General features: G+C 45.4%; 12 protein-coding genes. All 12 read right to left on the bottom strand.

Going from position 1 to position 16,265, the window contains the following annotated elements; translation table 11 throughout:
* Nucleotides 1-57: 57 nt before the first annotated feature.
* Nucleotides 58-759: a metal-dependent phosphohydrolase gene (locus R2S57_RS10760; protein ID WP_146202961.1), complete on the bottom strand. Its 702-nt coding sequence runs from the start codon at nucleotides 757-759 to the stop codon at nucleotides 58-60.
* A gap of 7 nt (nucleotides 760-766) precedes the next feature.
* Nucleotides 767-2,716: an LTA synthase family protein gene (locus tag R2S57_RS10755; protein WP_316845001.1), complete on the bottom strand. Its 1,950-nt coding sequence runs from the start codon at nucleotides 2,714-2,716 to the stop codon at nucleotides 767-769.
* 3 nt (nucleotides 2,717-2,719) lie between these two features.
* Nucleotides 2,720-2,968: a hypothetical protein gene (locus tag R2S57_RS10750; RefSeq protein ID WP_147273669.1), complete on the bottom strand. Its 249-nt coding sequence runs from the start codon at nucleotides 2,966-2,968 to the stop codon at nucleotides 2,720-2,722.
* A gap of 98 nt (nucleotides 2,969-3,066) precedes the next feature.
* Nucleotides 3,067-3,243 carry a hypothetical protein gene (locus R2S57_RS10745; RefSeq protein WP_167398035.1) on the bottom strand — a complete coding sequence of 59 codons (177 nt, stop codon included), beginning with the start codon at nucleotides 3,241-3,243 and terminating at the stop codon, nucleotides 3,067-3,069.
* 22 nt (nucleotides 3,244-3,265) lie between these two features.
* The gene (locus R2S57_RS10740) at nucleotides 3,266-3,952 is read right to left on the bottom strand and encodes a DUF1345 domain-containing protein (RefSeq protein ID WP_056095215.1); all 687 of its coding nucleotides are present in this window, start codon (nucleotides 3,950-3,952) and stop codon (nucleotides 3,266-3,268) included.
* A gap of 9 nt (nucleotides 3,953-3,961) precedes the next feature.
* Nucleotides 3,962-4,705 carry a transporter gene (locus R2S57_RS10735; protein ID WP_316845000.1) on the bottom strand — a complete coding sequence of 248 codons (744 nt, stop codon included), beginning with the start codon at nucleotides 4,703-4,705 and terminating at the stop codon, nucleotides 3,962-3,964.
* On the bottom strand, nucleotides 4,695-5,228 hold the full coding sequence (locus R2S57_RS10730; RefSeq protein ID WP_316844999.1) for a divalent metal cation transporter: 534 nt from the start codon (nucleotides 5,226-5,228) through the stop codon (nucleotides 4,695-4,697). The genes R2S57_RS10735 and R2S57_RS10730 overlap by 11 nt, the downstream gene beginning before the upstream one ends.
* A gap of 3 nt (nucleotides 5,229-5,231) precedes the next feature.
* Nucleotides 5,232-7,424: a heavy metal translocating P-type ATPase gene (locus R2S57_RS10725; protein ID WP_316844998.1), complete on the bottom strand. Its 2,193-nt coding sequence runs from the start codon at nucleotides 7,422-7,424 to the stop codon at nucleotides 5,232-5,234.
* A gap of 148 nt (nucleotides 7,425-7,572) precedes the next feature.
* Complete coding sequence (locus R2S57_RS10720) at nucleotides 7,573-8,805, bottom strand: efflux RND transporter periplasmic adaptor subunit (protein ID WP_316844997.1); 1,233 nt, start codon at nucleotides 8,803-8,805, stop codon at nucleotides 7,573-7,575.
* A gap of 10 nt (nucleotides 8,806-8,815) precedes the next feature.
* On the bottom strand, nucleotides 8,816-13,198 hold the full coding sequence (locus tag R2S57_RS10715; protein ID WP_316844996.1) for a CusA/CzcA family heavy metal efflux RND transporter: 4,383 nt from the start codon (nucleotides 13,196-13,198) through the stop codon (nucleotides 8,816-8,818).
* A 104-nt stretch (nucleotides 13,199-13,302) separates the two neighbouring features.
* A complete protein-coding gene (locus R2S57_RS30520) occupies nucleotides 13,303-13,623 on the bottom strand; it encodes a DUF6660 family protein (protein ID WP_410479073.1) in 321 nt (106 codons plus the stop codon).
* A gap of 419 nt (nucleotides 13,624-14,042) precedes the next feature.
* Nucleotides 14,043-16,223 (bottom strand): TonB-dependent receptor, encoded by a 2,181-nt coding sequence (locus R2S57_RS10710; protein ID WP_056095233.1) that lies wholly within the window; start codon nucleotides 16,221-16,223, stop codon nucleotides 14,043-14,045.
* Nucleotides 16,224-16,265 lie beyond the last annotated feature (42 nt).

Below are 16,265 nucleotides of genomic sequence, written 5' to 3'. Positions count from 1 at the left end.
CCAGGATAAAAGCGACAAGAAGCCTAAGAGTATATCCCATTCATTGTCCAAATCCATTTAGGGTGTTTGGCCTGATTTATTTTTTATGCGTTCCCGCACCAAATGGATATTATTTTGCTTTCCCTGCGAGAGCATAGACTTGCAATAAGGCGTAAAAAAACGGTGGGCTGATAGAAATGCAAGTGTTTCTTTATCCCAATGGCTTAGGTCCACATCTGCCCTTTTCTGCATTTCGCGCGCAACCTTTGCATCGGTGATGAGAAATTCCTCATTGCCCAGGTTATAGGTATCCGCATCACAGATAATTTCTTCAAGGATATTGCTAGGGCTATGTGGAATGGAGGTGGAGAGTATGCAGCGGCCGATGGCGGAAATGATATCCGGTGCAATCCCTTTATCTGAAAGAAACTCTTCCATCAGCCGCACGCTTCGATGCTCATGGCCGGCAGGAGGCCCAGTTAGCTGCCCGGTGTCATGAAACCATGCGGCAGAGAAAAGTATGAATTCCTGAAGGTCATCCAGGCGAAAATTGGAAGCGATTTCCTGGGTCCTTTTGACCACAAGTCTGGTATGATCCAGATCGTGGTATGCCAGGTCAGCCTGCCAGTGCTCCTCAAAAAGATAGCTTACATAAGCTTGAACATCTCCAATAAGCATACTGAAGATGTTTCTGCGCCTGCGCTTAAAAAAGTATTTACCTGTTAGCAGGATCACAGACCCCGCTAGCACACAGATCAATAATAACTGATAATAATTCATAATATTCTTATTTTTTTAATCCCCCTGTCCTAAAGAGATAATAGGCACTCTGATAATAAGAAATGGCTTCCCTTCCAAGTGTTTCAGAAGATTTCGCCGAGGTCTGTGTATTGGTTTTGAAATCATAATGATAGCTCTGCGGAGGCTTCCTTGGACTGAGTACCACAAGGGTGTCGCTACGGAGATAACCGAGCTTTTGATAGGTTCCTAGCAAGATCCTTGGGCGGTACCCGGCTGATCTAACATCCATACCGAAGTTATTGCTCTCAAAGTCCCATTTCAACAGGCCGAACAAGGTTGGATAGAGATCTATCTGTGAGCAAAGGCTGGGAATTATTGAAGGGGGCTGTCCATTGAGGTTGTATATCATCGCCGGGATATGGTAACGGGAGATATCAATCTCGTTCTTTCCTGCGCTTTCCGCGCAGTGATCGGCAACGAATATAAACACGGTATTGCTGAACCATGGCTTTTTCCGGACCTGTCTTAAAAATTCCCCAATGGCATAATCGGTATATTTTACTGCGCCCTCTCTTCCCGTGCCTGGTGGGATATCTATCTTTCCTTTGGGATAGGTAAAGGGCCGATGGTTGGAAGTGGTCATGACAAAATCGTAGAAAGGTTTCTTTAACGAGTGCCTTTTATCCGCATCACGGATTACCGCAGCGAAAAGATCCCCGTCCGAAACGCCCCAGGCATTTTCAAAGCTCACTTCGCTATCGCTCAGGATGGTCCGCTTTCCCAGATAGGCATCACCCATTGTAAGCTTCCTCCCCCTATCTGTTATGTCATAGCCATTGCTTCCGAAGAACTGGTTCATATTGTCAAAGTAACCGTCCCCGCCATAAAAAAAGCCTGTGGAATACCCACGTTTGGAAAAAATACTGCCTATTGTGCTCAGGTTTGCATTATTGCTCCTCCTTACAATACTATTCCCCGGTGTTGGCGGAACGGCGAGGGAAAGCGCCTCCATCCCTCGCACGGTACGGGTGCCTGTTGCATACATGCGCTCAAATAGGATGCTCTCTTTGGCCAGCGAATCCAGAACAGGTGTCAGTTTTTGTGTATTGCCAAAAGTGCCCATATAATCAGCGCTGAAACTCTCCATGACCACCATAATGACATTGGGTTCCGTCTGGCCATTACCGGCCAGAACCGATCTACGTACCGAAGGACCTTTGAAAATAAACCTGCTAGAGGAAGAGGAGAGTTCTTTTCTTACCAAATTGAAGGCAAGCTGATTTGTGAGCATCGGATAAAACTGATCGTAGCTAAGTTCATTCGCCTTGAAGGCCGCTACGAAAGAATATATCCCTGCTTTGGAAATTTCTGCCGCATAACGGTTACCGCTTTTATCCCCCCAGGAGTTATCTATCTCGATCGTATAGAATATTGCTGTCAGAATGATCAGGGCTGTATTTACCGATCGACGGGCAAAAGGTGTAGCAGACTCGAAGCTCTTCCTGAACGCCCCCTTCATAAGATAGTTCCATAAAAAGGAGATTATGACAATAGCTGAAATCAAAAGCGGCAGCGGATAGGACTCGTTGATGTTGTGCACAACCTCATAAGTATAGACCAGATAATCTACTGCTATAAAGTTAAAACGGCTCTCAAATTCCCGCCAAAAAGTAAATTCTGCGAAAAAAGAAAATACCGAAATCAAGACCATCAGAAAAAGAAGGATATGGGTAAACACCTTGTTAAATCCAGTCCTGTTCCATTTTTGGGGAAGGATGAGCAGATAAAAGGCATAAATTACACTGAAATATGTGGCCACCCCAAGATCGAAGACGAATCCTTTAGCAAAGGCGGTGAGGATTTCTCCAAATCCCAGCCCCGCCTTTCCGAGCGAAATCGCAGTAAAACTGATCCTCAGCATGGTCGAGACACAGATGAAGAAAAAGATAAAGAAATATAGTACACTATATCGGCTTTTCATAAAAATCTGCTTCATGGTTTATTTTTTAGATCCGGGGGTGTTGATAACAGAATCGTTGTTTTTTTCGTTGGTATCCTTGTCCCAATGTGAATTATAGAAATGTTTGGCTTTAAAATAAATGGCGAGTGCCAGCAGCAGCGCCAGTATCCAATAAAATACCATCAGGAAAACCGATTTCTTTGGCCCCTTGGCCTTTTTCTTTTTTGGAGCTGTTCCCCCACCCCTGGCAGCAGCAGGCCTGGGCCTGTTGTTTCTTTTGATCTGCATTTTATTCAATGTTTTAAGATCGGTCAGGAGCCTTGTGGATACCTTTCCGCGGTTTGGATTATATTTTGTGTGATCAGGGGATAGTCTTTGCACTGCAATTATCCCTCCAGGCTGATAAACCATTGCTGGGCCCTGTTGATGGCGACCTCAACAATATTGAGCTCGCTTACCTCTTTGGTAATTCTAAGTTCGTTGGCGATCTCGATCGCTTTTTCCCTTACCCTTGGGTCAAGGTCCTTCATCTCAAGTGGAAAATTTTCTGGTGTCCAGTCCATAGGTTTTTAGTTTTAAATTAAATTATTTTTGGATCATGCCCGAGAGCACATTGATTGTCAGGGCAACTATTACTGTATTAAAGGCAAATGAAAGAACACCGTGCATCCATGCAAGCCTTCGGATCCGTTTGGAGGAGATTTCTACGTCAGATACTTGAAAAGTCATTCCAACCACGAAAGCGAAATAGACAAAATCCATATAATCGGGATCTTCTCCTCCCGGAAAGATCAGTCCTCCGGGTTTTTCTATTTTTCCTTTCTTCTCATGCTCGATGTCACAGTAATAGAAATGTGCATATCGCATGGTAAAGACCGTATGAACCAGCCACCATGAGCTAACCACGCAGAGCAACGGAATAACGATAGTCATAAAAAGGCCCTGATCGGTCTTTTCCGAATTTTCACGCAAAAGGATAATAATGGAAAAAAGACTGGCGAATGCAGCAGCTATGGCAAAAAGAAAAATGAGCGTCCTGCTTGAATCCTGCGCATGGGCATCGTGTTTTATCTGACTGGGATGCGAGGAGCTAATGGTTGTCCATGCAAGCGCTATGCTGGTTGTTGCATAGCTTAGCCATACAACCATCAACCTGACAGAGGCTTCCAGTTCCGTAGCATAGCAAATACCAAGGACGGCAAGAGCAACACCCAGGGAGAGGTAAAGTTTATGGTGCGCATCGAACTGACTGATTTTAGCGATAATATTCATCGGTTTAGATTAAATAATGAGCCCCAGAACCATAAACAGAAGAAATCCTAAGAAAAAAGCCGCGGTAAAAAATGGAGAATCCTTTTCTTCATGGGCTTCGACAAGAAGTTCCTCGGTAACTAAAAACAGTAAGGCTGCGCTACCAAATGAGAGCACAAGTTCCAGTACTTTTTCTCCTGTAAAATGCAGTATAAAAAAACCTCCCCCTGTTCCCAATAGAAGAACCAGGCCAAATAGCGAGAGCACCCTGATCAGCCTCCTTTTGGAATTTCCAAGCTTGGTCAGCCTGGTACCTACTGCAAGTCCCAGCGAAAGGCATTCCATCGCAAGTGCCAGTGCAAGCAGGGTTCCTTCTTTTGATCCCGCTGCAAATCCTATCCCTAAAAGAAGACCGTCCAAAAGGAGGTCAATGCCTACCGCGATAAGCATTCCCCAAGGCAACAGCTTGCTGTCGTTTGTTCCGCCCATTTTGAGCTCAAGCCTGGCGGTATACCATTTGATCAGAAGCATGGCCGAAATACCCAAGGTAAAGCCTATAATTATCGAGGTTGTATCATGGATCCTAATCATATCTGGCAAAAGCTCGACTGCCACGACTGAAAAAACTACCCCTGCAGCAAAGTGGAGGATCGTACTCTGCACAGCAGCCGTCGGCTTTTTCCAGGTTACGATCATGCCACCGACTATAAGTAAGACGACCGGAAACGCTGCAAACAGCAGTATGTTTAATGAAATAAGTTGTTTAGCCTGCATAATTCTTTCTTAAATAAAATCTATAGGCACCAAAGGAAAGGCACCCCAGATTGAGGTCGAGGCATGTGCCGATAAGAATCTCCATGTGGGTCAGGAACAGATATTTCAGAACTGAGCCAAGTGTCGAGTAAGGCAGATAGATGATGAAGAATAGAAGTACTCCGGTAAAGAGCACACTAAAAACAATTGCATGAACGGCAGGAAATATGAGATGCTCCACAGCGTCCATATCAGCGATATCGGCACCAATGTTCAGGACGATTGCCAGCACGCTGAATATGATCAACAGGTACAATACCCATTTTGGATAGTGTTTCCTAAGCATTGTGGTCAGCCTGATACGGTCGCAATCCTGGACTGCAGCCTGCAAGGGGAACGTGATGATCAATGTCCAGAGTGCTGCCAGACCATATTTTGCACCGCCCTGTGAATAGGTGGAAATACCTGATGGGTCATCGTCACTCGCACCGGTAACGATGCCCGGCCCCAGGGCTTTCAGGAATTTTTTAACCTTTTTGAACATGCCTTATTTTTTCCTCTTTTTCGGTGCTTTTTTATTATGTCCGTTGTCGTAAGCAAGTAAGCGCAGCGCATTAAACACTACGACCAGCGTCGATCCCTCGTGGGCGATTACTGCCGGTCCGATCGAAGCGACACCCAGTATGGTCAGTGGAATAAGTGCGGCGACAACACCAAGGGAAATCCAGAGGTTCTGTTTAATGATGCCCCGGGCTTTACGGCTAAGCCCGATGGCAAAGGGAAGGCTTTCCAGCTTATCGCCCATCAGGGCAATATCTGCTGTTTCCAAAGCAACATCAGATCCCGCAGCGCCCATAGCGATACCTACGGTACTTTTGGCCATGGCCGGGGCATCATTCACGCCGTCTCCCACCATCGCAACCATTTTTTCTGATTTGGCGAGTTTCTGTACTGCCTTGACTTTGTCTTCCGGCATAAGGTTGCCCCATGCCTCGGTTACACCGATCTGTTTAGCTACCGCTTCTGCAACCTGTTGGTTGTCCCCGGTGAGCATAATCATTTTTTTGATCCCCAGCTCTTCGAGTTCTTTAAGCACATGTTTTGCCTCTTCACGGGGAACATCCATAAGGGAAAGAATGCCGATGAAATCTTTATCGACCCTGACAAGCATTGAAGTATGTCCGCCCTTTTCCAGCTCTTCAACCTGTTTGAGAATATCTTCGGGTATTCCATCCTTTTCAAAAAGGGCCTTGTTTCCAATGAATACTTTTTTACCGTTGACCTCAGCCTGAACACCTCTTCCGGTAATGCCTTTCACGTTATGTGCCTCAGGAACGGATTTTTTCTTCATCTTTTCGAGTGCGCCTTTTACAATTGCCTCGGCCAGCGGGTGGTCGCTGAGTTTTTCAACTGCAACAGCGATCCCCATTAGTTCTTCTTCCGATATGTCGTTCAGTGGAATCACGTTTGTGAGCTGGGGCTTGCCTTCGGTGAGTGTTCCGGTCTTATCGAACGCGATGGCGTTGAGTTCGCCCAGATCTTCCAGTGGCCGTCCTCCCTTTATAAGGACTCCGCCACGTGCAGCCCTTGCAATACCGCTAAGTACTGCGCTTGGGGTAGAAATCGCCAAAGCGCAAGGGCTGGCAGCAACCAGTACGGACATCGCGCGGTAAAAACTTTTGCTAAAAGGCTCATCAATAACCAGGAATGCAAAACATAGTGCGGTCACCAGAACCAATACTACCGGAACGAAATACTTTTCGAACCTGTCGGTAAATAGCTGCGTTGGGGATTTTTGTTTTTCCGCCTCATTTACCATTTTGATCAGGCGTGAGATGGTCGAATCCTTGGCTTCCCGGATTACCTTAACCTCCAGAACCGAGGCTCCGTTGATTGTTCCGGCAAATACACGAAACTCGGGCTTTATGGTTTTTTCGGCAGAATAGTCCTTTGATGCGTCCGGTATGGGTGATTTGTCCACTGGCACACTCTCACCCGTAATAGGGGCCTGGTTGACACTGCCCTCACCCTTTACAACCACTCCGTCTGCCGGAATTTTGCTGTTGGGCTTGATGATAATGACATCTCCAAGCTGAAGATCTTCAATGCGCACTTCAGATTCCTTGCCATCCCGGACAACCAGGGCTGTCGGGGGAGCCAGACTGGTAAGGGCAGCTATAGATTTTCTTGCCTTGCCCATCGCATAGTGTTCCATCGCATGTCCCAGACTGAACAGGAAGAGCAATAATGCGCCTTCGGCCCAGGAGCCCAGGATCGCTGCGCCGATTGCGGCGACCAGCATCAGAAAATCGATCTCAAAGCCACCTTTCAGTATAGTTTCAACTGCTTCCTTGGCCGTAAAGAAACCGCCAAAGAAATAGGCTGTTATGTAGAGTGCAAGGCTTGCCCATTCGGGAACACCGTCTATGAAAGAAATTCCAAATCCTATCCCCAGCGCCGCGCCACAGATAAAGGCGAAGATCATTTCCGTGTTCTTCCCGAAAATCCCGCCATGTTCATGATCATGGCCTTCCTCTTCAGCATGGTCAAGATGAGCCTCTTTCTCCTTTTCAGCTTCTTTTCCCTTCCTGGATGGTTTTTCAGAAATAGGCTGTGAAGAAGTTTTGGTTTCTTCCTTTTCCGGATTCGCTTTTGTTTCTTTGGAATCTGAGCCTTCCTTCCGGACTACGGGCTTTTTGTCAGATGATTTGCTTTCGGATTTTTTCTTCTTGTTTTCCATATCGGGGTAAATTGATTTTTGTTGAATATTCAGGGCAACCGCTTTATCTGTATTCTCTGCCCGTGTGGGTCCACTTTTTTTAAAAAGATGCCTCCCTAACGAGGCACCTTTTATTCAATGTGTGTACTAAAAATTCTTTGTGGGGACTTTACTCTTCTTCGCTGTTCTTCATTTTTGACAGCAGATCATAAGTGCCCTTAAGCACAACCTTGCCTGTAAAATCCCGTCCCGAAGGCATGGTTACCTCTATATAACCGCCATCGGATATACCCGTTGTAACCTCTACCATTTCAAAATGATGGCCGGCCTCAGTGGCGCCATCTTTGTTTCCGGACTCGTTTTTTGCCGGTTCCTTTGCCTTTTTGTCCGCCGAGTTCTGGACGAAAATGTATTTTTTGCCCTCAAAGTCTACAACCGCTGCAGAAGGCAAAGCCATTACCTGCACGGCACCTGTTTCGATGAAAGCCTTAAGGTAGGTACCAGGGATAAACCCGGCGCTTCCCTGGGCAATAGCATGAACGGTCACGGTCTTATCGGCATTGATCTCACCGCCTACCAGCTGTACGACAGCAGTCCGCTGGGTTGAATCATTGGTGAGTGAAAAAAGCACCTTCTGTCCTTTTTTTACCTTTTGTGCATCTTTCTCGAAAACGTTGAGCTCAACGTGGAGATTCGAACTGTTTACGATTTCGAACATTGCATCATTGGGGGCCACAAATTTGCCCGTATTTACGTTAACCTTGGTTACATAGCCATTGATCGGCGAGTAGATATTTATCTGGCTACGGATATTGCCGGCGTTTAGCGAGGACGGATTGATATTGATCAGTTGAAGACGTTGCTTTAATGCATTTTCCCTTGCAAGATTTCCCAGATAAGCTGCTTTGGCCTGTTGGAGTGTTTTTTGAGCATTAACGTTTTGCTGGGCAAGGGTCTGTTGTCTTTTGTATTCAGAATCCGAAAGTTCAAGCTGGCTTTTGCTCTCCAGGTAATCCTGTTGCATCTGCACATATTCCTGATTCTGGAGTATGGCAATAACCTGACCTTTGCTCACCTTTGTCCCCTGTAAAAGCGGAGTGGATTTTACAATACCGCCCATCTGAGTGGTAATGCTCACCAGGTTCTGTGGTGGCACGTCAATAAAGCCATTTACTTTCAGCATACCGCTGAGTGCACGGAGCTCGGGACTTCCCAGCTCTATCCCTACAGACTTGAACTGTGACTGGCTGAGCTCTACTGAGTTGCTTTCCTCCGTGGCCGTGCTGTCTGCAGGGGCTTCTGTTCCAGCGCCATCTTTTTCCTTGCTGCCGCAGGAAGAAAGCACTACTGCCAGTGCCCCTATGTAAGATAATCGGCTGAGGGCTTTTAATATTTTTTTCATTTTTATATTGTTATTGACCTTTTAGGTACTGTAATGTGTATACTGATTGATTGTATTGGTTGATGGCCTCCAGATAGCTGAAGCGGATATCAGAGTAGGTACGCAGGGCCTGCAGATACTCTACATAGCCGATCTCCCCTGCCTGAAATGCAATCTGGGACTGCTTTAGGATCAGGTTGGCATTCGGCAGGGCACTGTTCTTATAATAGGCGATACTTCTGGAATTTTTCTGAAGGTCCTGGAAGGCCTGCTCATACCTTCCACGAAGATCTGTCTGGGAAAGGATAAAATCGCTTTCGGCTACCTGCTTATCTATCTTTGCGGCTTTTATCCTTGAGGAGAAAGGCTTAAAGAAAAGCGGTATGGAGATCCCGGCGGAAACTCCCTGAAAACGTTTGCCTCCATTAAAATAAAGATCCTGACCGCCAACATTCTGTGCTCCGATAATGGACTGGTTGAAATAGCCGATACTGAAATCGGGGCCGGAGCGTGAGCGCTCGAGCCTTACCGTCTTGTCGGCAATATCTATCTGCTGGGCCTGCAGCGCAAGAATTGGATTTTCTGATGTAACGGTATCAGCCTGGCTAACATTCCAGACTACCTGGCCAAAGTCCGCGTTCATGATACTGATCTGTTCCCTGGTATTCAGCAAACGCTTAAGTTCGGCGATATAAGCAAGGATATCAGCTTCGTTCTTGCTCATCTGGTTGCGAACCTCATTATACTGAGTTTCGGCGGTAGTTTTTTCAAGCAGATTGGTCTCTCCTGCCTGGTACCTCAATGAGGCGGCCTTCAGAAAGTTACTGTAAACACTGTCCTGGCTTTTGTAAAGCTTTTGAAGGGCAATGAAATAGCCCAACTGGGCGTAAACGCTTTTCACCTGATAGGAAAGTTCTCTTTGTGTTACCTGAAGGCCGATTTCGGCTCCCCTGATCTGCGCATCATACAAGTTGCGCTGACTTTTGAACAGCCCCGGATAGGGTATGTTCTGAGAGGCCGAAAAGTTATTGTCGCGTTTGATGGTATTCATCTGTCCGTACTGCACCTCAAAGCTGGTCTTTCCAAGATCTGTTGAGGATCCCCTTAGCGCCTGTTGCCTGCCAATCTGCAGGGTTGAGGATTTCAAAGCCTGGTTATTACTCAATGCTGTGCTCAAAGCCTGCTCAAGGCTCATACCCTTGGTGGGAAGGGTCTGCGCCTGCGCCTGTCCCGATAAAATGAAAAGTCCAAAAAACACCGCTAGGGTAACTACAGTTGTTGGAAGGGCAGTTTTTTTGCTTTTCCAACCTTCAAAATAAGTATATAGCACTGGAAGTACGATTAAGGTTAATATGGTGGAAGTAATCAGTCCCCCGATTACTACGGTTGCTAACGGTTTCTGCACCTCAGCGCCTGCTGCACTGGATATTGCCATTGGAAGGAACCCAAGAGAGGCTACAGTTGCGGTCATCAGTACAGGTCTCAGACGGATAGCAGTTCCCTTGAGGACAATGTCCCTTATACTATATTTATCCATTTTTTTCAATCTGTTGAATTCGGTAATCAGTACGATTCCGTTGAGCACGGCTACCCCGAATAATGCAATAAATCCAACACCGGCGGAAATGCTGAAAGGCATTCCCCTCAGGATTAATGCAAATATTCCCCCGATTGCGGCCATCGGAATAGCAGAAAAAATCAGTATCGACTGTTTTACAGATCCAAATGAGAAATACAGTAATAGCAATATCAGTAAAAGTGCAACCGGAACGGCAATAGAAAGCCTTTGTGTCGCCTCTTTTAAGTTTTCGAACTGCCCTCCATAGGTAATGTAATATCCTGCGGGCATTTTGATCTGTTCGTTTATTTTCTGCTCAATCTCTGTTACCACACTCTGGATATCACGGCCACGGACATTCAGCCCCACTATGATGCGCCGTTTGGTATCCTCACGTTGAATCTGGTTAGGGCCGATCTTAAACTCTATGTCAGCAAGTTGGTCAAGGGGAACCTGATTGCCGTTCGGGGCAGTCACATAGACATTTTTAACATCATCAATACCCTGGCGGTTCTGTTGGGAAAGGCGAACAATGATATCGTAACGCTGCTCTCCCTCGTATACCAGCCCCGCAGACTGTCCTGCAAAAGCAGTATTGAGTGCCTGGTTAACCGTTCCTATGCTCAATCCATATTGTGCAATCCTGTCACGGTTGATCTTTACCACTATCTGCGGCAGACCGGTTGCCTGTTCCAGATAGAGATCTTTTGCGCCCTCTACACCCGAAACAATTTTCCCGATCTTTTGGGATATACTGGTGAGGGATTCGAGGTCATCTCCGAAAACTTTGATCCCAATATCCTGTCTAACTCCCGAGATAAGTTCATTTGAGCGTAATTGGATTGGTTGTGAAAAACCGAAGCTCACGCCGGGAACTTCTTCAAGTGCCTTACTCATCATCTCTGCCAGTTCTTCCCTGTCATGGGTAGTGGTCCAGTCTTTTTTATCTTTGAGTATTATGGTCAGATCACATGCTTCCATTGGCATGGGATCGGTAGGAATCTCGGCAGCACCAACCTTACCAATTACTTCTTTCACCTCTGGAAATTTTTCTACAAGGATTTTTGAAGCCTGATTTACTTTATCAATAGTCTGGGTAAGGGAACTGCCGGTAAGTAGCCTGGTTTCTACCGCAAAATCACCTTCCTCCAACGTGGGAATGAATTCTCCCCCCATCCGGGTAAAGATAAAAATACTGATGGCCAGAAGAACAACCGATGATGCCACAACAATTATTCTTTTATTGAGTGCAGCCTTGATCATTGGAGTGTAATGGCGCTGGAAAAAATCCATCATCCGATCTGAAAAATTCTTTTTGTGGGCAACTTTTTTGCTTAAGAACAGCGAGGAAACCATAGGAACATAGGTAAGGGACAAAATAAAGGCTCCCAATATGGCAAAGGAAACGGTTTGTGCCATAGGACCGAACATCTTGCCTTCAATACCTACAAGGGCAAGGATGGGAAGATAAACGATCAGAATAATGATCTGTCCAAATGCCGCAGCGCTCATCATCCGCACGGCAGATTTTTCAACCTGCTCATCCATTTCGGCCTGTGTATAAGCGCGGCCAAGCTTATTCCCAGAGAGGATGTGCATTGTGGCTTCCACAATAATTACGGCCCCATCGACGATAAGTCCGAAATCTATCGCGCCAAGACTCATCAGGTTTCCCGATACGCCAAAAAGGTTCATCAGGGAAATCGCAAAAAGCATAGCTAGCGGAATCACTGAGGCAACAACCAGCCCGGCCCTAAAATTCCCAAGAAAGAGAACCAGGACAAAAATAACAATCAGGGCGCCCTCGATCAGGTTTTTGGCAACTGTACCCATGGCACGATCAACAAGCGCACTTCTATCTAAGAACGGCTCAATGGTTACCCCCTTCGGTAGAGTTTTACTGATTCTGTCTATCTTGGCCTTTACCTGTTTTACCACGTTATTGGCATTTGCGCCTTTTAGCATCATCACGATACCACCAACGGCTTCACCTTCTCCATCCTTTGTGGCACGGGTAAGTGCACCATAACGGATCGAACTGCCGATCTGTACGGTAGCTATATCGTGTATAAGCACCGGGATACCGTTTGCATTGTTTTTGACAACGATCTTATTGATGTCATCAAGATTGCCGACCAGGCCCTCGCTCCTGATAAAATAGGCATTGGGCTTTTTGTCTATATAGGCGCCGCCCGTGTTCTGGTTATTCTGTTCCAGGGCAGCGAAAACATCGCTGATACTCAGGTTCAGGCTCCGAAGCTTATCGGGATCAAGCGCAATTTCATACTGCTTTAAAAGGCCACCGAAACTGTTGACCTCCGCAATGCCCGGCGTTCCAAGGAGCTGTCTTCTTACGATCCAGTCCTGGATGCTGCGCAGCTCGCGTGCATTGAATTTGTTTTCGAATCCAGGCTTTGCATGGATCACATACTGGTATATCTCCCCAAGTCCTGTTGATATGGGGGATATTTCCGGATTACCTAGTCCTGATGGGATGTTATTCTTGGCCTCGGCAAGCTTTTCGTTTACCTGTTGCCGGGCCCAGTAGATGTCAACATCATCTTGGAAGACGATGGTTACAACCGATAGTCCGAACCTTGAAATGGAGCGTACCTGCTCTATTTCAGGTATGGTGGACATGGTCTGTTCTACGGGATAGGAAATAAGTCTTTCCACCTCCTGGGTAGCAAGGGATGGGCTAAGGGTTATGACCTGAACCTGATTATTGGTGATATCGGGAACGGCATCAATGGGAAGTTGTCTCAGGGAATATACGCCCCATGCGATCAGCCCCAAGGTGAACAGGGCTATTACAAGCTTGTTCGCTATTGAAAACTGAATAATTTTTTTCAGCATTATTTGTTTAATTAAGTAAAAAATAAAAAAGCCAGATCAATGCATAGCGTAGCCTCGTAAGGATTACACGGGCAAAAACGCAGCATCGAAATGAAGATCGATTTTTAACTTAATTTAGGCGGCTGCCAAACAGATAATGGTAGAGAGATAACCTCACCCCTGTAAGCTTCATTATATTCTGAGCTTATCGGTTTTGAGATTACCACAAGAGGTGTGGAAGAAATAACTTCAGAAGTAGTGTTACAGCACGAACAAACGCAGAAAGGTGAACAGAAATCATTGCGTTCTTTTTCTGTAGAATGTGTTGTTATGTTTTTTTCAGCGAATGGTCCACCCTGCAACTTACCCATAGCCAATACGTCAGCACATGGAATGCAGCTGAGTATTACGATAATGAAGCAGAGAAACAAACTGGATATTTTCACTTTCAAAATTTTACCAAATATATAAATTTATTTAAGAACAATTTTTTTTAGTCCTAGTTTGAAAAAATTTAATACTTTTTAATAAAAATAAACATAGCCTACCGGTTTCAACCCATCATTCAAAAGTTCCACCACTTGAACAACCAAACGGAAACCTTCTTTGCCCAAATCAAAAAACTTCATATAATCTGGGTAAAAAGGGAAGGAAGTTTTCATTTATTGATGAGATAAGTCCAGAGGTAAGCCTGAATCTTCCACTAACAGACCTTATCGGCCAGCATAGACTCTTCTGATGGGAAATGTCTTTTAACCGCACCGAAAGCTTCAATTATTCAGCCAGCCAGGGATTTTTTGGCCATCAAATCCCTGGCCCGGCTAAAATGTGAATCCACTACCCAGAAAAGTCGATTACTACAGGTTTAAAGTTTGAATTTTATCCCTCCGTTTACTACAAACCCATCTACAGGCGCATAGATGTCCCTGAAAACAGGGCTAGTAATGCTACCTGTATAGATCGAATCAAAGCTGGTCTGCCTAGTGTCCGTTAAATTCTCAAAATTCACAAAAATTGAAAACCGTTCCCAAAGCTTTTCTGCCATCAGACCAGCTGTCCAATAGCTTTTACCAGTGGCACCATCGTTTAACTTCTGTTTGCTGAAATAGTATGCTTCGGCACCGATCTTCCATTTATCTTCAAGCTCATACATCAATACATTATTTACCCTGTGCTTTGAAACCAGCGGATAATTTGTGCTGGTGCCTCCTGTATGCTGGTTCACATCCGCTAATGTATAACCGATGAAAAGTTTAAAATCACCGTAGGTTACTTTGGCATTTGTTTCCATTCCCCTGGTATCTAAATTACCTTTAGGCTGAACATAGGTCAGGTTGGCTCCATTAGCAGCAGTCAGCAATATCGGGTTATTGATACGGGTATAAAAAAACATCTGATTGATGCTGAATCCAACCGCTCCGTCAAACAATGAGGTGCGATAGTTAACATCATAGTTGGCGCCATAAGAGCGTTCCGCCTTTGTATTGGCCACATCTAAAGGCGCTACATTTCTGAACTGGATCCGCTCAGCATCTTCGGTAAATACAGTTGGTGCCTTATAACCCAGACCACCGCCTAATCGGGTAGAAAAATGTTCATTGATCTTCCACAATCCGGAAATTCTTGGTAAGAAGAAAAATCCGTATTCATTGTGGTAATCTCCCCTTACTCCTGATTCAAGACTAATTTTTTTAGATATGTTCCAGGTGTTCTGTGCAAATGCCCCAATGGTATTATAATTGTAACTTCTGAGTGCATTGTCACTGTTCTGGTCTTCCTTAAAATTGTCGGTCAAAAAGTTCACCCCCAACACCCAGTCTGCTTTTTCTCCGTTACGGCTATAATTGGCCTCACTGTAGGTTGACACTTGAACGCCTGAAAAAAGGTAATTTGGCAACCCAATACTCCGGTCGTAATAGCTCACCGAATTGCGGATAACAAGCTTTTCCTTTTCGCTCAGTCTATGATCCAACTCAACCTGAGAGCTGTAACGCCCGGTTTTATTCTCCTCAAAATAAGAATGGGCAGCACTGCCATTTCCCTTCACATATTCCAGGTCGCCGCCAATCCGTTTTTCAGTTGTGGCGTTGATTCCGGCCAAAAGCGTAGTCGCATCATTGAAATAAAAATATAGTTTGGGGTTCAGGGTGAAACGGTCAAACTTGGGGATAGCGGTTAAGCCAATATCAGAAGGATCATAGGCAGTCCCTTTGTTGTATGCACCATAAACCGTGATACCTATTTTATCAAATTTCTGTCCATAAAAACCACTGGCATCCAGTCCCAAAGCAGAAGTACCGTTTAAAAGGAAATTAAGCTGACGCGCTTCAGTCGGTTTTTTAGAAACCAGGTTCACCAGTCCAGCAATTGCTCCACCTCCGTAAAGGGTGGACGATGAACCTTTGATCACCTCTACCTGCTGCAAATCCAATGGGGCAATCTGAAGCAGGCCCAATCCACCCGAGAAACCAGAGTATAATGGAAAACCGTCCCTAATGATCTGGGTATATTTTCCGTCCAGTCCCTGTATGCGGATACTGGAATTTCCGCTGGTCGCAGAAGTCTGCTGGGTCTGGATGCCTGTGCTTTCTGCCAGCATCATGCGGATGTCGCCAGGTTTCATATTACCTTTTTCGTCCAGTTCTTCCCCGGCGATGACCTCAACCCGTGTAGGAATATTATCAATGGTACGGCTGCTCCTTGTAGCTGAGATCACTACATCCTCTAGTTCCTGGTCTTCTTCAGCTGCAGTAAGTAAAATAGTCAAAACGTTAGTTTCAGCAAGGGGAAAGGTCAGCGTATCAGTTTTGGTCTGATAGCCTACATAACTAAACTGAATGATCTGTTTACCTGAGGGTATACCATTAATACTTGCATTACCTGCACTATCTGATTTAGCGCCAATGGTCGTTCCAAGAACTTTTAACGTAGCTCCTGGAAGTACTTGGTTTGTCTTTGCGTCTTTGATGACGGCTTTATATCTATTTTGGGCAAAGGCGGTAACTGTAAACAACAGTATAGCCAAAACCACAATCGTTCTTTTCATAATGATCTTTAAATAATGATTTCGATAAATATGTCCGGTTAG

It is taken from the genome of Pedobacter psychrodurus, from assembly GCF_032678585.1.
Taxonomy (GTDB): Bacteria; Bacteroidota; Bacteroidia; order Sphingobacteriales; family Sphingobacteriaceae; genus Pedobacter; species Pedobacter psychrodurus_A.
This window is presented reverse-complemented; position numbering and strand designations above follow the sequence as displayed.